Below are 21483 nucleotides of genomic sequence, written 5' to 3' on the forward strand. Positions count from 1 at the left end.
TGGCGGCGCTCTGCCTCTCCACGGGTACTGGATGAGCTGGCTGGGGCAGATGGCCGCGGCAACGGTTGACGTGTCGCCGCGGCTCACTCATCTGCGGATGCGGTGGTTCCCATCGGGCTGTCACCTCAGTGCGTAGAATCAGAACACGAAGGCCGAATCTGGGTCCAGACCAGCACCCGGCCGTGGCCGGACGGGACGAAGACGCCGAGCCCTTCCTGACAGGGGGTGGCTGAGCGCCAGGCGACCCAGCCCCACACCAGGAAATTCAATCCCTTGCCGGGGTCCTACACCGGCCCGGATGCCCCGTCGTCGGGGCTACGTCAGGCCCATCTCGTATACAGCCACAGGTAGTGCCCACGCCCCCCCCCCAAGAACGCGTGAGGCCCTTCCTTCGACCGCTCCGCACTCCATCAACCCAACCGCGTGGAAGCACCGCGACACTCAACGAGGAGGCAGTAGATGACTGCGCCCACGAAGTTCACACCCGAGACCGTGTCCGCCGTTCCAGAGTCGAGCCATGCCGAGATGGTCGACCAGGTGAAGTCCCGTTTCCGCTATGCCACCACCCGCTACATCAAGAACCTGATGGAGCAATCCGACGCGGTGCGCAAGCAGTTCGAGCCCAGCTTCTATGAGCTGATGGATTTCGGCAAGGAACAGCCCTTCGAAGAAGGCAAGGACAACTCCGGCATCTATGGCCTGGAGCGCATCTACGAAGATCGCGCCGTCATTACTCCCTACTTTGGCTGCGCCTCCTACTGTCGCTACTGTTTCAAGAAGACCCGCACCCTTGGCGGTGACAACAAGGTGATGGCGGAAGAAAACATCGATGCCGCGTTGGAGTACATCCGCGCGGATTCGCGAATCACGACGGCGTTGATCACCGGCGGAGATCCACTGGCCAAACCCGCGCTGGTGTACAAGATCCTGGAGCAGCTCTCGGCGATTCCGCACATCACCAAGATTCGCATCGGCAGCCGGCACATCCTGTTCCAGCCCGACAGGATCACCACGGAGCTGGCCGAGCGCATTTCCAGCTACAACCGGGTGGACCCCGAGAAGCCCCTGGCCTCGAAGAACATCTCCATCGGTGTCTCCATCAATCACGCCGACGAGCTGCAGCCGGAGGTGATCCGCGCGGTGCAGCAGTTCACCAAGCGCGGCGTCACGGTGCGCGGCCAGATGGTGCTGATGAAAGGCATCAACGACGACGTCGCCATCCTGAAGAACCTGCTGGATCACTTCCTGGCCACCGGCATCGTTCCCTACTACCTGTTCCACTGCATGGATGTGGTTGGCACCTACCACATGCGGACCAGCGTGCAGCGGGGGCTGGACATCCTGGCGCAATTGGCCGAGTTCTCCGGGACCTACTCGGTGCCCTACGTCTACGTCACGCCCGTTGGCAAGCACCGCGTGTCGCCGGGCATGAAGCTGGACTACGAGGAGATCGACGGCAAGCGGTATATCCGCAGGACCTCGCCCTACAAGGCCGAGCGCTTCCTTGCGTTCTCCGGCAAGAAGAGCCTGCCCGAGCTCCATGAAGTGGACGAGAACGGCTACATCGTGTCCCGTTACCTCGACGGCAACGACACCTACCTGCCCTACTGAGCAAGAGCCCGGCCGCTGGCCACCCGCCGCCCGATAGGGATTGGCGGCGTGGCCGGCCCGCGCTTCAGCGAGAGACTCACATGCCCCAACCGACAATCATCCTTCTGGAGAAGTTCTCCTTCTATTCGACCCGCGCGGTCGCCCGCCGAGCGGTGGACATGGGCTTCGCCGTGGTGGTCGTGGCACCGACGAAGATCCCCGCGCATCTGGTCGCGGATCAGCCGTTCGAGGTGATTCGGACCGATGACTGGTCGTCCGCCAACCTGGGTGCCATCTACCAGGAGCTGGCCAGCACACGCCACATCGTGGGCATCAACACCATCCTGGGCTTCTTCACGGGCCAGGGGTTGTTGGGCATGCAAGTCGCTGAACTGGCACGCCAGCATGGCCTGCCACACAACAACCCGGATGCCCTGCTGCGGGCCAACAACAAGTATTTGATGCGCCAGACCCTGCAGCAGGCGGGGGTCTATACCGTGCGGCATGCGCTGGCCGCCAACGAAGCGGAGCTCGATGAAGCGATCCGCACGGTGGGCTTCCCACTGATCATCAAGCCCCTCGTCGGAGTGGGCTCCAGCTTCATCTCCCGCTGCACCACGCCGCAGCAGGCGCGTGAGGTGCTCCGGCACTACCTCGAGAACGTGCACAAGGGCTACTACGCGCACTTCTTCGCGGCCCATGAGTACCAGGACCCCCGGCATGGCACGCGGCGCTTCAACCCACTGGCCCAGGTGCTGGTGGAGGAGGCCATCGACGGCTGGGAGCTCAGCGTGGAGTTCCTCTGTACCGAGAACACGGCCTACCCGGTCCTCATCCATGACAAGCTCGACGTCACGCAAGAGGCCTATTGCTCCTATGAGAATCTGCTGGTCACTCCGCCCGTGCGGCTGGACGAGACCATGCAACAGCGCGTCCGGGACTATACCGTCGACGTCATCCGCAGCCTGGGCTTGAAGAACTGCTTCTGCCACGTCGAGTTGCGCTACGACAGCCAGGGGCGCCCGAGCGTCATCGAGGTCAACCCGCGCATCGGTGGCATGCGGGTGAGCGACAGCTTCAAGACGCTCGCGAATGTCGACTACGCGGACACCTTCATCCGGCAGACGGTGGGCCAGCCTGTCGCCGAGCCCGTCGTCCAGAAGCCCGAGGGCCTGTACGGCATGATGGCCCTCTACCCACGCCGTGGAGGCAAGCTCCGGCACATCACCGGGTTGGAGCAGGCGTCCGCCATTCCCGGCATGGTGGATATCGCGGGCTATGCCAAGCCTGGAGATCACGTGGGGGGTGACTACGAGGAGGTGTTCGTGGTGGACGCCTGGTTCAAGGGCAAATCGGTGGCCGACATCCGCCGCATCGATGAGCAGATCAGGGCGCTGGTAGCGGTGGAGGTGGACGTTGGCGCCTGAATCCCCCGGCGCCCCTCCGCCGGCCTCCAACGCGCTGCTGCTGGTCTCGGCCCGCTTCGTCTCCGACGTGGGGGCCTTCCTCAACATGGTGGCATTGTCCACCTACGTCTACCTGCAGAGCCAGAACGCCATCATGGTGGGGCTATTCCTCGCCTGCCGCGTCGGTGGAGGCATTGCCGCCAGCCTGATGGGAACGGTCTTCTTCCGCCGCTTCCCCGGCCGCGCCCCGCTCGTGGTGCTCGATGGCATCCGTGCCGGCGCCATTGCCCTGTTGCTCCTGCTGCCCTCGGAGCTGCATGTGCCCATGCTGCCGTTCATCGCCCTGGCACTGGGGCTGTGCAACTCGCTGTTCTCCATTGGCCTCAACAGCCAGTTGCCAAGACTGGTGCGGCCAGAACTGCTCATGAGGGTGAACGCCTGGCTGACCTCCGTGTCGTCGCTGGGCATGGTGCTGGGCAGCCTGGTCTCCGGTCTGCTCATCGCCCTGGCCAGCTATCAGGCGGTATTCGCCATCAATGTGCTGACCTATCTGGTGGCGGGGCTGCTCATCCTTCCGCTGCGGTTGGATGGGAGCGCTGCCGGCAGCCGGAGCAGAGGGAGCAGCTATCTGGACGAGTGGCGGCAGTTGCGCGTTGGCCTGCGAGCGCTGCCGGTCCTGGCATCCATGCTGCTGGTGACGATGTTCGATACCCTGGGGAGCGCCGCCCACAACGTCGGCTTCCCGGTACTCGCCAGGCTCATCGATGCACAGGGCGCCGCCCGGGTAATGGGTTTCCTGCTGGCGTGCTGGGCCATTGGCAAGTTCATCGGGGCCCGGCTGGCCAGTAGCCTCGGCCGGCGCGCCCCCCGGCCGGAGTCCTGGTTGGAACGGATGTTCTTCGCCGGAGTGGTGATGATGTCCGCCGGCTTCATCCTCTGTTTCCGCCAGGACGGCCTGCCGCTGCTCCTGCCCTTCGCGGCATTGGCCGGCTTGGGTGACGGGCTGGCCGAGGTGTCGCTGGTGTCCCGCGCCCAGCGGACGAGTGACGAGCTCCGGCTGCCCATCTTCAGCCTGCTCACCCTCATGCAGATGGTGGGGTTTGGCATTGGCATGCTGATCTCCGCGCCGTTCTTCGAGTGGATGAGCCCGGCGGGAGTGGTTTCGCTGTTCCACGGCTTGCCGCTACTGGCGGTCGCGATCATCGGCTTGCGCCTGCTCACGGCGGGGCGCCGTCCGAAGCTCGGCGTCGAAGCATCCTGACTCGTTGAGCACCCAGGAAGGAAGCAAGACAGTGTCAAGGCTCGCGGGATTGATAGCGGCTTGGATGGCATTGCCCGCGCTGGCGGCGGTGGAGGGGCCTGGGGTGAAGCAGCTCATCCAGGCCACTCACACCACGGCGCAGATCCGGGCGGATGGGAAGTTGGACGAGCCCGCCTGGCAGCAAGCGCCGGTGTTCGACGCCTTCGTGCAGACCTTTCCCAAGGCCAATGCCGATCCGTCCCAACGCACGCAGATGCGTGTCTTGTACGACGAGAACAATCTCTACTTTGGCTTCCACCTCCAGGACTCGCAGCCGGAGGAGATCATCCGCAAGCTGGGGCGGAGGGATCAACCGCCCTACTCGGACGCCATCCAGGTGATCATCGACTCGGCGCATGACCATCGCACCGGTTATGCCTTCAAGGTGACCGCGGGCGGGGTGCAGGCCGACTCGCTCTTGTTCCAGGACAACAAGGAGACGCTGGAATGGGATGCCGTCTGGGACGGCGCCGCCTCCATGGCCCCCGACGGCTGGACGGCGGAGATCGTCATCCCCTTGCGGATCCTCCGGTTCCCGTCCGCCCCGGTGCAGACGTGGGGCTTCGCCGCCCAGCGCACCATCGCCCGGCTCTACGAGGAGAACCTCTCCGTCTTCATCCCTCGTGACGTCAACGGCAAGGTGTCCCGGTTGGGCCACCTCACCGGGCTGGAGCAACTCCAGAATACGCGGCGTCTGGAGCTCACGCCCTACGTCGCGACCCGCATGGTGCTGCGGCCACAGTTCTCCGACGCGACCATCCCCGATCCACGCCTGTTGGATCCCTCCGCGGATCTGGGGTTGGACGTGAAGGCCGCGCTCACCTCCGACCTGACGCTCAATGCCACCATCAACCCGGACTTCGGACAGGTGGAGGCGGATCAGCTCATCCTCAACCTCTCCACCTTCGAGCAGTACCTCCCGGAGAAGCGGCCCTTCTTCATCCAGGGGATGGATCTGTTCCAGTCCGTGCTGGGCACGGATTCGCCGCACCAGCTCTTCTACTCGAGACGGATCGGCCTGAATGCGCCCATCCTCGGAGCTGCGAAGCTGACAGGGACGGTGGGCAAGGGGCTGGACGTGGGTTTTCTGGACGTGCTCGTGGCGGGCGCGCAACGGAACAACCTGGACGAGGCGCGGCCGGATCGCACCCTCCGGTTCAATCTGATGCGGCCGCTGCACCTGGGCCCGGACCACGAGCTGCCCGCCACCCTGCCGGTGCCGCAGAATTACTTCATGGGCGTGGTGCGCGGCGCGGTAGGCCCCAACTCCACCGTGGGTGGGCGCGTCAGCTCGGCGGTTCCCCTCACCGGCCGCTGCACCGAGGCGGAGGCCGCCCTGCCCACCCCGCCGCCCTCCTGCACCGCCCAGGGCGGCAACGCGGCCGCGCTGGACTGGGATCTCCACACCGCGGACGGCACCTGGGCGCTCCAGGGGCAACTGGAGGGCTCCCAGGTGGTGGGCGGGCCCCCCTCGCGAACGCTGCTGGACGGCGTCGTGCTGGATCGAGGGGCAGGAGGCTTCGGCGGCTACGTCACCGCCGGAAAGCTGGGCGGCGAGCCGTTCCGCTTCGACGTCAACTACCGCTACGCCTCGCCCACCTTGGATCTCAACGCGGTGGGGTTCCTCCGCAGCCAGAATCAGCAGATCGCCGGACTGGGATTGCATTACACGCGGCCCAATGGCGTGGGCATGCTCCACCGCTTCGACGTGGACTTCACCGCGTCGCAGTCCTGGACCACGGATGGCCGCCTCCTGCCGCGCAACGGAGCGGTGAACCTCAACGTCCGCGGCGTCTTCCCAGGCTGGTACACCCTGGGCACCGAGGTGGGCATGACCCTGCTCGGATACGACGTGCGGGAGATCTCCGGAACGGGCCTCGGCTTCTACCGCCGGCCGGAGCTCTACATGGCGGTCCTCTGGAATACGGACGAGAGCAAGTCCTTCTTCGTGAACACCTTCGCGGCCATCGGCTTCAACAAGCAGATGGATGGCAGCGTGAAGCTGGGTTACGGCTCCACCGTGAGCGCCATCTTCCGGCCGAATGACTGGCTGGAGACACGGCTGAGCGTCAACGTGGACCGCACCGTGCATGGGCCTCGCTACGTGGCACCCGGAGAGGAAGGGCAATACTTCTTCGGGGAGCTGCACTCGGAGTTCGCCTCGCTCACCCTGCGGCAGCAGTGGGTGGTCACCCCGAAGCTGACGCTCCAGGCGTACGCGCAGCTCTTCACGGATTTCGGCCGCTATGGCGCCTTCTACGAGGCCCGCTCCAGTGGCGCGCCCATCCGGGTGGACAGGGATCTGACGCCGTCCAGCTACGTGGGCCCCGCCGGCTTCCACGACGCGGCGCTGAATCTGAACCTGGTGCTGCGCTGGGAGTACCGGCTGGGCTCCACCCTGTTCCTCGTCTACAGCCGCGCGCAGCACGAGGGCCCCTACCCCAGGGGGGTCACTCCGCCCGCGACACTGCTGCCCGCCAACCTCTTCTCGGGGCCCGCCAACGACGCATTGCTCCTCAAGTGGTCCTATTGGTGGAGCGTCTGAGCGGGTGTTGGTGAGTGGGGATGCGGAAACGCGGCTGACGCCGGGCCTCCGCGCTTCAACCCCGGAACAGGTCGAGGGAGTGGCGCCCCGGTTGCTGGGGTGCCACCCCCTCCCTCTCCCCCTGCGAATCCTCTGACACCCGGGGCGCTGCTCGCGCCCTCCCGACGCTGGCGAGCTCCGGGCGTGCCTTGCCCGAATACCGAGCACCCGGGTCGGCTGGAGGGCCATCCACCCACGGCCCTCACAAACCCATTTCTCATCTCTACCCATGTAGGCCGCGACGAGCCTGCCTGGCCACCGCCCGCGCCTCGAACGCGTCGTCGGCCTCTCCCTCTGGCTGGACCCCTACCGGCCCGAACCCGCCCTCCGAGGAGCACCCGTGATGACCCATGACGAGCCCCTGCCCGCCACCGAGCCGGACACGGACACCCTGCCCGACCCGGTCCCGCTCATGGGCTGCCCCTACAAGGCCAACCCCTACCCCCTGTACGAGCGGATGCGAGAGGCCGGCCCGGTCCACCGCGTGCTCTTCCCCAGTGGCGTCCGGGCCTGGCTCGTCACCGGCTACGAGGCCGCGCGCTCCGCGCTGAACGACGACCGCCTCGGCAAGAACCACGACCGGGGCAACGACCGCTGGCGGGCCCGCGCCGCGATCATGCCGGAGCCGCAGCACTCGCAGCTCCAGGTGCACCTGCTCCACCAGGATCCGCCCCGGCACACCCGCCTGCGCCGGTTCGTGACGGACGCATTCACGTCCCGGCGCATCGAACAGCTCCGCCCCCGTTTCCAGGAACTGGCCGACGCACTCGTCAACGGGCTCCCCGAGTACGGCCCCGCGGACCTGGTCACCGGCTTCGCCGCCCGCTTCCCCTTCCAGGTCCTCGCCGAAGTCATCGGCCTCCCCCCCGGGTTGGCGGGCCGCTTCGACCGCGACTGGGGAAAGGTCGTCCAGCCCGTTGGCCCCACCGACCCCGGCCGGCCGCTGTACGAGGCACGCCTGCACGGCCTGCAGCGCTACATCGCCGGCGTCGTCGCCCACAAACGCGAGCACGGGGAGGACGATCTGCTCAGCCGCCTCGTCGTGGCCCGCGACCGCGGTGAACTGTCCCAGGAGGAACTGGGCTCGATGATCTTCCAGCTCCTCGTCGCCGGCCAGGAGCCGGTCACCAACCAGCTCACCACCGCACTGATCGCCCTGTTCCGTCACCCCAGCCAGCTCGCCCGCCTCCGCGGCAACCCGGACCTGCTGCCCCACGCCGTCGAGGAGCTCCTGCGCTACGACAGCGCCTTCGAACTGACCACCTGGCGCTTTTTCGACCAGGACAGCGACCTGCACGGCACGCGCGTCCCCGCCGGCGACTCGGTGATCGTCTCCCTGTGCGCCGCCAACCGCGACCCGCGCCGCTTCCCCGAGCCCGACACCCTCGATCTCGACCGCGGCCCCATCCCCCACCTCGCCTTCGGCCACGGCATCCACTTCTGCCCCGGCGCCACCCTCGCCCGCACCGAGCTCCAGATCGCCCTTGGCACCCTGCTCGCCCGGCTGCCCGGCCTGCACCTGACCCTCAGAGAGGAGGACCTCGAGTGGATCCCGGCCGTCCTCGGCCGCGGCACCCACCACCTGCCCGTCGGCTACGACCGGCGCCTCTGACACCGGCCCACGGCGGACCGGGTCCGGCCCCACCGCCCTACCCGGCCCCGGCCCACCGGATCCACCCGATACCCGACGGCGCCCGGCCGCATCCCGCCACGGCGCCATGTCCCCAGGAGAACCGCCATGCAGATGACGACCGTACCGGATGCCCTCACCACGAGCATCAGCACCTCGATCCTGAACCTCCTCCTCCGTCACCACCGCACGACCGACCCAACCCCCTCCCCCGCCGTGGCGTTCCCCCACCAACTGCGCCACATCTCCGCCTTCGTACGCGAGGGAGCACCCGTCGTCTTCACCCTGCCCGGCTTCCCCTGCAAGTCCCCCAACCCGGCCAAGGTCCTGGGTCACCTGCCCGACCAGGGAGAACGTCTCTCCCTCACCTTCCTGGACAACCTGTGCACGGATATCCAACGGCTCCACCCGCCCGGCGCCCGCGTGATCATCTGCTCCGACGGCCACATCTTCGGCGACTTCATCGGCGTCCCCGACGACCACATCGACGCCTACACCGACGAGCTCCGCACGGAGATAGGCCGATTGGGCCTGAAGAGACTGTGTGTCTTCGACCTGCGCGACGTCCTCGGCAACATCCCGCACTCCGCGAAACGCACCCACGTCCACGACCGCTATGCCCCCGCCCTGGACGACCTGCGCGCCGAGATCCACGCCGACGACAACACCCTCGCCCTCTACCGGGGCATCACCCGCTTCCTCGTCGAGGACACCGCCCACTGGACTGGCAGCCGCACCGCGCTCCAACGCGCCTGCCGGTGGCGCGCCTACGGGGTCATCCAGCGCAGCCGCGCCTGGGGCAACCTCATCGCCGAGCACCACCCGAACGCCGTACGACTGTCCATCCACCCCCAGCCCGTCGGCGCGGCCAAACTCGGCATCCGCCTCCTCGACGCCCCCGACGCCTGGACCACGCCCTGGCACTCGGCGGCCCTGCTCCGCGCGGACGGTACCTGGACCCTCATGCCGCGAGAGAAGGCCGCGGGACTCGGGCGTCTGGTGCACCTCGACGGCAAACCCAGCCACTTCCAGCAGGACTGATCTGTCCTCAGCTCGAAAGCGGGAGGGACCCCTCCGGGCACGGTCTCGCCAGACTTGTCCAACTGTTGGACAAGTTCGTGAAGAGCGCGCCCGGAAGGCGGACTCTCTCACCCCTGAAAGGACTTTGTTCCGATGGCTTAGCTACGCTGGACGAGGTGGACGTCCGGCCCCCACCCGGCAAGCGGCCCGGTGCGCCATCATGGAGGGAGCGTTACGCTCGCCTCCTTCTCTCCTGCCTGGGGGCGCCTGCCGGCCCGGGAGCCCGGTGCCCTGACGGCGCCGACGGGCTCGAGGACGGGGCCTCTCCACGAACTCCGGGACGTTTCCACGGCCACCAACGTGTCACACGGAGCGCGGTCATCACTCCGTCCACGTATGAGCACGAAGAACTCCGATGGTGGGGATGCTCAGGCGCTCCCCACTATACCGCCTCCCTATCCGTTCGGGCCTTGGACCTCCACCCGCGGTACGCGGAGCTGTACCGGGAGGAGCCGGTCACCCGCGTGAGGATGCCCTTCGGTGGTGAAGCGTGGCTGCTGACCGGCTACGCCGAGATCATGCGGCTCGCAGTCCCTGGCGACGAGGTGCCGTGGGAGCCCGGGCTGATCGCCCGCTGCCCCGCCCATCTGCCGGTGACGTGGTGAGCGGCGGAACCTCCCTGCCATTCTGGAACTCACGGGCGTCCGGTGAGTCGCATCACCCACTCCAGGAAAAGATCCGCGCCCAGAATAAAGCGAGCAGGCCTTCGTCCGCATGGCACTCGTCGTCCTGACGAGCCCCCCGTCCACGGAGAGTCGGTTTCATGCGCGGTCCGTTCGCGATGCTTCCCCTGGGTCTCATGTCGTTGGTGATGGTCACCGGGTGCCCGGGACCCACACCCGAGCCCGCGCCCGAGCCCCGGCTCACCACCGTCACGGTGACGTGTGAGCCCACCTCGGTGAGCATTGGCAAGAGCGCGCAATGCACGGCGAGCGCCCTGGATCAGGACGGCAAGGCCTTCACCATTGAGGGTTACACCTGGGCATCCAGTGATGACGCCATCGCGATGGTGGATGCGCAGGGCAAGGCCACCGCGCGAGCCGTCGGGTCGCTCCAGGTGCGCGCGAGTGCCACGGCGGGAGGCAACAGCCAACAAGGAAGCGCGCTCCTCACGGTCACTCCCGTCCCCGAGAAGCTCCACGCGTCGCCCATCTCCGCGGATGAGACCTGGCGCGCGTCGGACAATCCCCACGTGGTCACCCGCACGATCTACGTCTCCGGCAGTCGCAAGCCTACCCTCACCCTCGAGGCCGGCGTCGAGGTGCGCTTCGCGGCCGGTGCCGCGCTGATCGTGGGCGCCAACGAGGAGAAGGCGGGGCGCCTCGTGGCGGAGGGAACGGCAAGCGCGCCCATCCGCTTCACCTCGCGCGCGAGCACTCCCCGTCCCGGAGACTGGGGCGGCGTGTTGCTCTACCCAGCATTCGGCACCAGCAGCCGCATGGCCCATGCCGTCATCGAGTACGCGGGGGGAAGCTTCGAGCTCGTTGGCGGCGTGCCGGCCCCCCCCGAGTTGTTTCCCCAGGGAGGACTGGTCCTGTTCGGCGCCACGGACGAGCAGGACTCCGCGGAGCCGACCGTCGTCGTCGACCACGTCGAGGTCCGCGAGAGCCGGGCGCATGGTGTCGTCTCCGTCTCCGGCGCACTCGGCCCGGGATCGACCGGGCTGAACGTGCATGACAATGGACAGTCGGACCTCTGGTTCACGGCCAACCAGGTGGGCTCGATTCCCACGGACACCGTCCTCACGGCGAACAGCCCTCGCCCGGTGCTGGTCACCGCCGGCATGATCTCGCAAACCCAGACTTGGCCGAAGCTCACACAGCCCTACCGGCTCATCAGTGTCCTGGAGGGCTTCCCCGCCCATGTTGCCGTGGAAGGCGCATCCCAGCCCGTGCTCACCCTGACGGCGGGAACGGAAATCCAGATGACCGCGGGCTCGGCCTTCACCGCCGGTCTGTCCGAGCCGGGGGCGCTCGTGGCCGTGGGGACCGAGGCCGCGCCCATCCGATTCGTGTCCGACGCCTCCACGCCCGCGAAGGGTTTCTGGTCCGGGCTGCACTTCTCCACGAACGCCACGGGCAGCAGGCTCGACCACGTGGTCGTCTCCCATGCCGGCTCGAAGCTCTATGACGCCCTGGGCGGAGGCAGCGTGAACGTGTTCGGCGAGCTCGGGGCCTTCATGACCCACACGCTCATCCAAGACTCCTCCAGCTGTGGCGTGGCGGTGGGCCTCTCGGTGACCACTGATTTCACGCTCGCGGAGTACGGCAACACCTTCGTCAACGGGGATGGCGCGGAAATGTGCTCGCAGTAGAGTCACCGCGCCAGACTCGCGAACGAGGGCATACGATGGGTCCACGAGAACAGTCTCCCAGAAGAATCGAGGCGTCGTCGCGCGACGAGCTGAAGAAACGTTTCCGCGGCGAGCTCGTCCTCCCGGGTGAAGCTGGCTATGACGAGCTGAGACAGGTCTGGAACGCGCGCGTCGATCGGCGGCCCGCGCTCATCGCCCGCTGCACGGGCATCGCGGATGTGATGGCCGCCCTTGGCTTCGCACGCGAGCGCGGCCTGCCCCTGACGGTGCGCGGAGGCGGGCATGATGTCGCCGGCAATGGTGTGCTCGATGACGGCATTGTCCTCGACATGCGCCCCATGAAGGGCGTCCGGGTGGATCCCATCCGCCGCGTGGCACGCGCGCAGGCCGGGCTCACCTGGGGCGAACTGGAGCATGACACGGAGGCGTTCGGGCTCTTCCCCGTGGGAGGGCAGTGCTCCACCACGGGGATCGTCGGCGTCACCCTGGGCGGCGGGCTCAGTTCGCTGAGCCGGATCCGAGGCCACGGCGCCGACAATGTCCTCTCCATCGACCTCGTCACGGCGGATGGCCGCTTCGTGACCGCGAGCGAGACAGAGAACCCGGAGCTCTTCTGGGGGCTCCGCGGCGGCGGCGGCAACTTCGGTGTCGTCACCGAGCTCGAGCTGCGGCTCTACCCGGTCCCGGACATCGTCTCGGGCCTCATGGCCTGGCCGATGGACCGGGCCGAGGAAGTGCTCCGCCTCTTCCGCGCTCAATGCGCCACCGCACCGGACGCACTCCTCCTGCAGCTCCTCAGCTGGGTATTCCCCCCGGGGATGGGGCTCCCCGACGAGCTGGTGGGACAGACAGGGATCGCGCTCATGCCTGTCTTTCATGGAAGCGCCGAGTCCGCTGCCACGACGTGGCTGGCCCCCTGGCGGGCCCTGAAGCCGGTGCTCGACGGTGTCGGTCCGATGCCCTACCACACGCTTCAGCACCTGTTCGACGGAATGCTCGCGCTGCGGCTCCGCCAATACCAGCGGTGCGAGTTCCTCACGGGCCTTCCGGACGAGGCGATTGAAGTCTTCGCCCGCTTCTCGCGTGAGCTCACGTCACCGATGTCCATCGTCGAGATGGCGAACTTCAACGGAGACGTGGTCCGTCGAGTCTCCAGCGAAGCGACCGCGGTCGCGCGACGCGATGCGCACCTCTTCCTTGCAATCCAGAGCGCCTGGAGCGAGCCGGGGGAGGATGAGCGGCACATCGCCTGGACACGGGCGTTCTGGGAGGCCATGCGGCCCTTCTCGGCGGGCGGCGGCCATCCGAACTTCCTCGAAGGAGACGAGCCGAAGGAGCGCCTGGTGGACTACTTCGGGCGCGAGAAGCACGAGCGCCTCCGGGCGCTGAAGCGCACGTGGGATCCAGAGAACGTCTTCCACCGAAACAAGAACATCGAGCCGTAACCGGTTGGGAACGTCGTCCATCCACTGATTCGCGCCCCATCCGTTTTACACCGCTCAATTCCTGTCCAGAGGGCCCGTTGGGGCTGCTCTGGGATTGGGCGGAAGTGACTAGGTTGGCGTGCCATGCGCGCCCTCTTCGTCCTGATGTTGCTCGTTGCCGCCTCCGCCCGAGCGGAGCTGCCCTTGCAGGAGCTCCTCGACCGGCTCGGAGAAGCCGAGGAGAAGAAGCTGGCTGTTCCCGCCTGCCTCTTCGTGGAGAGCTCGGTGACGGAGCAGTTGGACAAGAAGGGGAAGAGCATTGGGCGGCTCACTCGCAGTTACGAGGTGCTCCGCGCGGGGACGAAGGTGCTGTCGCGCAAGAAGCTCTCCGAGAAGGAAGAGGGAGAGCTGGTCGGCCAGCTCAAGGCCGAGCCCAGGGATCAGAATCAGAATGAAGATCCACGCGGGCAGCTCTCCCCCTTCCACCCCAGGGTCCGCGACGAATACCAGTTCGAGCAATCCCCGGGTCCTCGCGAGGGATGGGTCACGGTGAAGATCACCCCGCGCGAGAAGAACGAGAAACGGATGAAGGGCACGGCGGTGGTGGACTCGAGGACGGCCCAGCTCATCTCCATGCACCTGTCACCCTCGGTACTGCCCGCCATGCTCGACAGATTCCAGGTCGACTTCGACTACGCGGATACCCCCTGCGAGCGGCATCCCACCCAGCTCCAGTTCGCGGGCTCGGGCGGCGTGTTCGTCTACAAGGTGCGCTTCCGCACGCAGGTGAAGATCTCCGGACACCGGCGTTTGGACTCCGCCGCGGTGGGGGGCAGCGGTCCCTGAGCTCAGCGCCCCGGCGGACGGCCGCGCTCCGGGCGCAAGATCGCCACCTCGCCATCGAACGCCCCTTCTCCCAGGCGAGAGAGATGGAGCGCCTCTGGCCCCGCATGCAAGACGAGATCGTCCGCGTCCAGGAGCCCGTTCGCATTCCCGTCGGAGTAGAAGGCCCCCACGTGCTGGAACTGCCTCTTACCGGTGTACCGCACGGCAAGCAGATCGCCCGGCCGGACGTCCTTGCCAATGGAGAGAGCCCGGTCCGGCGCGCCCTGGCGGAACTGGACCGTGGCCGCCCTGGGAAGCTCCTCCACCAATGAGGCGACGTTGAAGTCGCGCTCGAGCGGCTTGCCCATCCAGCGCGCGCGCGCGGCCATGAGCACGTCCGCACAGTCCACGCCGATGTAGTTGTAGCTCTGGTGTGGAACGGAGCCGAACAGGCCCGGGACATTGAAGAAGGAGGTGAGGTAGCCCAGGTACCCCTCCCCCTCGCGGATGGAGATTCGGAACACCTGGGGTGAAAGACCTCGGTGATCGCTCCGTTCGAGCCCCGGGGAGCGCGAGATGGCGCCGCCTGCCTCCACCTCGGCCTGGAACCAGAAGGTGCCCACGTCTTCCACGTAGTGGGATGCCTTGGCCGGATGCGGCTCCAGCTCCTCTCCACGGAGGATTCGCCCGGAGGCGTCGAGCGGGTTGATCTCCCAGCGGCCGCGCAGGCTCCGGAGCTCCTCGCGGAGATAGGGAATCTTCCCCCAGCCCACCCACGCGTACGGGGAGGGCTCCCAGGGATGGTTGGCGTTCTTGTAGTAGCGCGAGAGGTCCGCGTAGATGAGGTACCAGCGAATGGTGGCGTCTGGGCGGGGAGCCACACGCAGGGAGATGGCCTCTCCCTTGCGTGGCGAGATGGACGACCCACGCATCCAGCGCCCAGAGTCAACGCGGGCCTCGAGCGAAAGGTCTCCAGCCCGGGCGGAGAGGGCGGCCAGCAGGCTCGCCGAGAAGAGCAACGCTCGTGGTCTCATGGACCACACGGTAGCACTGCTCTCGAATGGGTCTCCGCCGATGCTCCCGTCGCGGCGTCAGAAATTCGCCGTCATCGGATCGGGGCCAATGCGGCCATTCGCGCTATCGAGCTTCGCGATCTTCGCCATGTCTTCCGCATCGAGCCTGAAGTTGAAGACATCGAAGTTCTCCTTGATGCGGGCGGGCGTCACCGACTTCGGGATGACGACCAGGCCGCTGTCGATATGCCAGCGAATCACCACCTGCGCCGGCGTGCGCTGGTGCCTCGCGGCGATCTGGCCGATCACCGGATCGGACAGCAGCTGGCCCTGGCCGAGCGGGCTCCAGGACTGGGTGACGATGTTGTGCCTGGCATGGGCCTCGCGCAGCGCCTTCTGCTGGAAGCGCGGATGCAGCTCGATCTGGTTCAGCACCGGGACGATGCCGGTCTCGCCGATGATGCGGTCGAGATGCTCGGCGGTGAAGTTCGAGACGCCGATGGATCTGGCGCGGCCCTCTTCCTTCAGGCGCTTCAGCGCCTTCCAGCTCTCGACATAGAGGCCCTTGCGCGGCGCGGGCCAGTGGATCAGGTAGAGATCGACGTAATCGAGGCCGAGACGCTTCAGGCTCTGGTCGAAGGCCTCGAGCGCGCTGTCGCCGCCCTGCGCACTGTTCCACAGCTTGGTGGTGATGAAGACCTCCTCGCGCTTCACTCCGGAGGCACGCAGGCCCTCGCCAACGCCTTTCTCGTTGTCGTAGATCGTGGCCGTATCGACATGGCGGTAACCGGCCTCGAGCGCGGTGCGCACGGCAAGTGCCGCCTGCTCGTTGGAGGCCTGCCAGACGCCGAGCCCGACCTGTGGGATGGAACGGCCGTCATTGAGTTGGATGGAAGTCTGGGCGGACATGGGGAACTCCTCCTTGGCTCGAAACAAGAGGGTTGGCACGATAGGGCCCATCCGGTCCTCCGAACAGGGTTGTGCGGCCCGGCGGGCTGGAACCCCCCCGCCGGAAACGACGACGCCGGAACTCCGGGGGAGGACCCCAGCGCTCCGGCGCCAGACTTCACGTCAGTCTCCCCTCCCCCACCCAGCTACCGGAGGGGGAGGGACGCCGCGGCTCAGTTCAGCCGGCGGCGGCGCAGCAGGCTCAGCAGGCCGAGGCCCAGCAGGCCCATCGGCGCGCCGGCGCCCGTGGACGAGCAGCCGCTCACCGGCGTCACCAGCACGCTGACGACGGAGGCCGTGCTCGCCGAGGAGCCATCGCGCACCACCAGGCTGAAGCGCAGCTCCGTGTCCTTCTCCACCTCGGGGGCGGTGAAGGACGGAGTGGCGGTGTCCGCCCCGGAGAGCGACACCGTCGGGCCAGCCACCTGCGTCCACTCGTAGGTCAGCGCATCGCCGTCCGCGTCCGCACTGGCGCCGCCGTCCAGCTGGACCTTGTCGCCCGGGGTGCGCAGCTGGGTGGTGCCCGCCTGCGCCTGGGGCTCACGGTTCACGTTGCGCACCGTCACCGTCACCGAGCGGGTGAGGGTGGCCTGGCCATCGGACACCTCCACCTGGAAGACGAGCTCGGTGTCGGCGGCGACTTCACCCGCCACGAAGGTGGCGCGCGAGGAGTCCGCGTTCTGCAGCGCCACCGTGGGGCCGGACAGCTGCGTCCACTGGTAGCTGAGCGCGTTGCCGTCCGGATCCGAGGCCAGGGCCACGAGCTCGACGGAGCGGCGCTCGTCCGCGCCCAGGTCCGTCACCAGCAGGGTGGGCTCGCGGTTCAGGTCCTTCACCAGCACCTCCACGGTGGAGAGGACGGTGTCCTTGCCATCGCTCACGCTCAGCTCGAAGGCGAGCGTCTCGTCCGCCATCACCTCCGGAGCGTTGAAGGTGGGGTAGAGCGTGCCGGCGTTGCCGAGCGTCACCGCCGTGCCCGCCGTCTGGCGCCACGCGTAGGTGAGGCTGTCGCCGTCCACGTCCGACGCGGAGCCCGTCAGCGTGTAACGGGAGCGCTCGTCCACCACGCCGGTCACGCCCGCGTTGACGGTGGGCGCGCGGTTCACGTTGCTCACCGTCACGTTCACCGTGGAGCTGACGCTCTCGCGGCCGTCGCTGACCGTGAGCGAGAAGGTCAGCGTCTCATCCAGGGTGACCTCCGGCGCGACGAAGCTCGCGGTGAGCTTGTCCGCGTTGCTCAGCGCCACCGGCGTACCGGCCGTCTGCGCCCAGCGGTAGGCGAGCGTGTCGCCGTCCGCGTCCGTCGCGGAGCCCATCAGCGTGTGGGTGGCACGCTCGTTCACCACGCCCGCCACGCCCGCGTTGACGGTGGGGGCGCGGTTGACGTTGCGAATCGTCACGTTCACCGTGTCGATCACCGAGCGCTTGTCGTTGGAGACGGTCAGCTGGAGCACCACGACGGAGTCCGCCGTCACGTTGGGCGCCGCGAAGGACGGGGTGAGCGTGGCGGGGTTCACGAGCGCCACGGTGGGGCCGGACAGCTGCGTCCAGTTGTAGAACAGGCTCTTGCCCGCCGGATCCGTCGCGCTGCCCGTCAGGTTCACCGTCGTGCGCTCGTTGACCGTGAGGTCCGGACCCGCCGAGGCCACCGGCGAGGCGTCCGTGCCGCACACGCCCGTCTGGGGACCAATCGCCGTGAAGGGCTTGTTCGTCAGACCCGAGAACTGCAGGTCATCCAGCACCCAGCCCGCGCCCGCGGAGGCGTTGTCCGAGCCGATGCGGAAGCGCACCTGCACCGTCTTTCCCGCCCAGGCAGTGCCCAGGTTGAGCGTGGCGGTGGTCAGGGCGGGGTAGCCCGCGCTGCGGCCCACGATGGCCGGCTTGCCCTTGAGGGGGTTGCCGTTGGTCGGGTAGACCACCGGATCGTGGAACAGGCTGCCCGCGTACAGGGTGCTGCCCACGTCCACCCACTCCGACGAGCCCGTCTCCGCGACCTCGATGACGGCGCCGTCGTAGTAGTCCGGCGGAGAGACGGTGTTGTCCGTCTCGAAGTCATAGGCGTGCTTGAAGGTGATGATGAAGGGCTCGGTGCCCACCTGGAGAAGCGGCGTGGTCAGGCGCACGTCGCCGGGGGCGCCGGGGTTGGGGCCGAAGAAGGAGCGGCTCATGTCGCTGGCCTGCACCACGGAGAAGTCCGCGTTGGCCAGGGCCGTGTCGTGCGTGAACGTCCAGGGCAGGGTCTTGGCCTCCACCGTCTCCGTGGTGGAGCTGTTGGCCAGCTCGTCGTAGTTGGCCTTCGCCGAGAACGTGGCCGTCTTGTCACCCGGCTGCGCCTGGTTGGCGTCGCGCAGCGCCACGATGAAGTCCAGCCGCTGCTCGGTGGCCGCGCCGCTCAGCGACACGGGGATGACGGCATCGACCATGCCACCCGCGGGGATGGCCGGAACGGAGGCCGTGCCACCGTTACCCAACGTCACCCCACGGCTCGGGGAGAGCACGGTGATGGTGGTGGCGCTGGCCGTCGTGGCGCCCGAGTTGCGCACCTTGACGCGCAGCTGGCCCGTCTCGCCGTTGTCCAGGATGCCGTCCGAGTCGCAGGAGCTGCCCGCCAGGTCGTCCGCGAGCGACATGGACACGAAGTCCACGTTGGTGCCCACCTCGAAGCTCTCCACCAGGCCCGCGTGGGTGGTGGAGGTGCGCGGCGGGGCCACCGCGCCCACGCCCGCGCCACGGGAGGCGAAGGCCTGCCAGAAGCGCTCGGCATCCGCCGGATCGTTGGCGCGCGCGGCGGCGATGATGGCATCACGCGCCTCCAGGTACGTGGGCGCGTTGGGCGTCATCTTGTAGCCCGTCACCAGGTAGCTCTTCATGCGGTCCTGCGCCTCCGGGAACGGATGGGCGCGCAGCAGCCGCACGTAGCACTCCCAGAGCATCGTGGCCCAGATCTCGCCCGAGTTGTGCACCTGCGAGTTCACGCCGGTGTTGGGCAGGAAGGGCGCCGTGGTGGGCAGGGCCACCCCGTTCATGATGTGGCGGAAGCTCAGCGCGTTCTTCGCCCGGTCCACCGAGTAGGTGCCGCGGCGGATGCCGAAGAAGCTGGCGTTGTTGGTCATTCCGCGCGTGGCGAACTCGGCCGCGGCATAGGCGCCCGTCCAGTTGGCGTTGGCGGCAACGTTGATGTCCTCGGCGCGCACGATCATCAGCAGGGCGTGGAAGTCACCCCAGCCCTCGCCCATGGAGCGGCCCTGGTTGTTGCTCAGACCGGCGGCGTTACCGACGAGGCGGTTGCTGATGTAGTGGCCCCACTCGTGGGCCACGATGCCGTTGTCCACGGTGCCATCCAGGTTGAGCGCGGGCTGGCGCCGCAGCTGCACGGTCACGCCGGAGGCGCTCCGGAGCTTGTTGCCATCCGCGAGCGTCACGCGCAGCGTGGGGATGGTGATGGTGGTGGAGGCACCACCCATGTTCGCGACGCCACCCGCCACGTTGTCCGCGATGATGACGCCCGTGGCGCCCGCCGTCTGCGCGTTCGTCACCTTGACGGTGAAGTCGCAGTTGCCGCGGTCGATGATGGCGATCTTCCCCGCCACCGCCGACGCGTTGGTCAGCTCCGTGCACCCATCGTTCGCGGGCGCCGTGCCGTCCTCCGCGACCACCACCTCGCCCGTGACGTCGAAGGTCTGGGGACCGAACTCCGCCGCGATGCCCACCTCGTAGACACCCGCGACCGACGCGGGCTCGAGCCCCGTGAGCCGCGCGTCCTTGCCCGTGAAGACGTACATCTGCATGCGCGGGGACGCGCCGTCCGCGGGCGTGGACATGTTGGCGTTGTTGGTGCCGCTGTAGTCCTGCGCCTCGGCGCGGATGGCGTCGTTCTCCCTGCCACCCCGGCCGAAGTTGCTCGTCTGGGCGTTGCCGGAGACCTCGTCGAAGCCGGAGTCGTAGAACCAGTCGTGCAGCCAGTTGTTCACGAAGAACAGGTTCGTGGTGGCCGCGGCGATCTGCTCCGCGTTGGCGTTGGGCTGGATGTCGAACAGCATCGTGCGATCGAACACGCCCGGCGCCGTCACCGTGGGACGCAGGTCGGCGGTGGACGGGGTGAACCCATCCGGCGCGGTGAGGTCCGCGTACGCATCCACGTTGTTGCCGGTGGTCACCGTGGCCGCATCCGGCAGCCAGGGATCATTGCGGCTGAAGGGCGCGTTCTGCAGGGTGACGAGCGCGGGGGCGACGAAGGGCGGCGTGTAGCCGTCCAGGTTGCCCGAGGGGTGCGGCGTGGCCGCGGAGCCCGAGGGGCCTTCGTGCGGTGTATAGGGCGGCGTGGTGTCCGCGAAGGTGCGGTAGCTGAACTCCGCGTGCGCCGTCAGGTTGTTGCGGAAGAGCAGCCGGCCGTCCACCGCCGACACCACGTAGGAGTAGTAGTCCGAGTCGGTGCTGCCCGGACGCCCCGTGTTGAGCTCCACGTAGTACGCGGGCAGCAGCGCGTCGGGCATCGGGTAGAACACCTGCTTGACGCGGGCGGGGATGACGAGCCCCTCGGCCAGCGGGCGCGCGTAGGACACCAGCTCGTAGTGCGAGTAGATGTCCTTGTCGTCCGAGCGCTGGCGCGTCAGCAGCGTCGCGTCCAGCGAGCCGCCCGTCAGGTCCCGGTAGGCCGTGCTGATGGCCTCGGCCGCGGACATGCCGAAGCGCAGGCGCTCCATCGAGGTGGCCGCCGACACGTGCGGCGACAGCGAGCCGGAGAGCGCCACCAGCTCGTTGCTCGAGTTGAGCAGCGCCTTGAGCGATTGGTTGAAGATTTCATGGCCCCCCACCGTCTGGGCGAAGGTGACCACCTTGGCGCCGCGGGCGTTGCGGCTCACGGACGACACGCGCGCGCCCGAGGCCTCCACCGACTCCGCGCCGTAGAGCGACACGTGCTCCTGCAGTTGCTGCAGCGCCGCGTCCTCGGCCGACATCCGCGCCAGCCGCGCACGCTGCGGCGAGGGCGCGCCCTGACTCGCCCACACGAACGTGGGCAGGCCCCGCTCCTCATCCATATGGGCAACGCGCGACAGGTCGCCCGTCACCGGCTGACGGCCCGCGGCCTTCTTGAGCGCGGGTTTGAGATCTTGCGTGACTTCGTAGTTGGGGAGGTTGCGGGCAGCGGCGCCAGTACCGCACAGCGCCAGGGAAAGGCTCGACAGCGTGGAGAACAGCCTTCTCACGTCAGGGACTCCGTCTTCGCGAGTGACAACGGGGGTTCATCACCTGGCCACACGCCACCGCGAGCGCGCTGCTTCCGGAGATCTCACCGCATCCCCGATTCGCCTCGTGGCAGCAAAGTGTTGCCAGGGTAAAGATTAAGGGGTCCGGGATGTCGCCCACTA

13 protein-coding genes are annotated in these 21483 nt (G+C 67.8%); 10 read left to right on the forward strand and 3 right to left on the reverse strand.

What is annotated here, in order from left to right; genetic code table 11:
• The first annotated feature begins 459 nt into the window (after positions 1-459).
• The 10 genes from BO221_RS10395 (at position 460) to BO221_RS10440 (ending at position 14174) form a co-directional block, all read left to right on the forward strand.
• Positions 460-1611: a KamA family radical SAM protein gene (locus tag BO221_RS10395; protein WP_083680906.1), complete on the forward strand. Its 1152-nt coding sequence runs from the start codon at positions 460-462 to the stop codon at positions 1609-1611.
• Between the two features lie 80 nt (positions 1612-1691).
• A complete protein-coding gene (locus BO221_RS10400) occupies positions 1692-3017 on the forward strand; it encodes an ATP-grasp domain-containing protein (protein WP_073560206.1) in 1326 nt (441 codons plus the stop codon).
• Positions 3007-4257 (forward strand): MFS transporter, encoded by a 1251-nt coding sequence (locus BO221_RS10405; protein WP_073560207.1) that lies wholly within the window; start codon positions 3007-3009, stop codon positions 4255-4257. Before BO221_RS10400 ends, BO221_RS10405 begins: the two co-directional genes overlap by 11 nt.
• 64 nt (positions 4258-4321) lie before the next feature.
• Positions 4322-6841, forward strand: a complete 2520-nt coding sequence (locus BO221_RS10410; protein ID WP_073560208.1) for a DUF5916 domain-containing protein — start codon at positions 4322-4324, stop codon at positions 6839-6841.
• 382 nt (positions 6842-7223) lie between these two features.
• The gene (locus BO221_RS10415; protein ID WP_073560209.1) at positions 7224-8492 is read left to right on the forward strand and encodes a cytochrome P450; all 1269 of its coding nucleotides are present in this window, start codon (positions 7224-7226) and stop codon (positions 8490-8492) included.
• A 126-nt stretch (positions 8493-8618) separates the two neighbouring features.
• Positions 8619-9551, forward strand: coding sequence for an L-tyrosine/L-tryptophan isonitrile synthase family protein (locus tag BO221_RS10420; RefSeq protein WP_073560210.1), 933 nt, complete (start codon positions 8619-8621; stop codon positions 9549-9551).
• A gap of 503 nt (positions 9552-10054) precedes the next feature.
• Positions 10055-10195 carry a hypothetical protein gene (locus BO221_RS55410; protein WP_198956082.1) on the forward strand — a complete coding sequence of 47 codons (141 nt, stop codon included), beginning with the start codon at positions 10055-10057 and terminating at the stop codon, positions 10193-10195.
• A gap of 158 nt (positions 10196-10353) precedes the next feature.
• A complete protein-coding gene (locus BO221_RS10430) occupies positions 10354-11904 on the forward strand; it encodes an Ig-like domain-containing protein (protein ID WP_073560211.1) in 1551 nt (516 codons plus the stop codon).
• Positions 11905-11939: 35 nt separating this feature from the next.
• Positions 11940-13349 carry an FAD-binding oxidoreductase gene (locus tag BO221_RS10435; RefSeq protein WP_073560212.1) on the forward strand — a complete coding sequence of 470 codons (1410 nt, stop codon included), beginning with the start codon at positions 11940-11942 and terminating at the stop codon, positions 13347-13349.
• A 123-nt stretch (positions 13350-13472) separates the two neighbouring features.
• Positions 13473-14174, forward strand: a complete 702-nt coding sequence (locus tag BO221_RS10440; RefSeq protein ID WP_073560213.1) for a hypothetical protein — start codon at positions 13473-13475, stop codon at positions 14172-14174.
• Positions 14175-14176: 2 nt separating this feature from the next.
• On the opposite strand, the gene BO221_RS10445 is transcribed toward BO221_RS10440, so the two are convergent.
• The 3 genes from BO221_RS10445 to BO221_RS10455 form a co-directional block, all read right to left on the reverse strand.
• Positions 14177-15187 carry a hypothetical protein gene (locus tag BO221_RS10445; protein WP_143195360.1) on the reverse strand — a complete coding sequence of 337 codons (1011 nt, stop codon included), beginning with the start codon at positions 15185-15187 and terminating at the stop codon, positions 14177-14179.
• Between the two features lie 57 nt (positions 15188-15244).
• On the reverse strand, positions 15245-16075 hold the full coding sequence (locus tag BO221_RS10450) for an aldo/keto reductase (RefSeq protein WP_073560215.1): 831 nt from the start codon (positions 16073-16075) through the stop codon (positions 15245-15247).
• A 212-nt stretch (positions 16076-16287) separates the two neighbouring features.
• Positions 16288-21321 carry a myxosortase-dependent M36 family metallopeptidase gene (locus BO221_RS10455; RefSeq protein ID WP_083680907.1) on the reverse strand — a complete coding sequence of 1678 codons (5034 nt, stop codon included), beginning with the start codon at positions 21319-21321 and terminating at the stop codon, positions 16288-16290.
• Between the last annotated feature and the right edge of the window lie 162 nt (positions 21322-21483).

It is taken from the genome of Archangium sp. Cb G35, from assembly GCF_001896145.1.
GTDB classification, from domain to species: Bacteria; Myxococcota; Myxococcia; order Myxococcales; family Myxococcaceae; genus Archangium; species Archangium violaceum.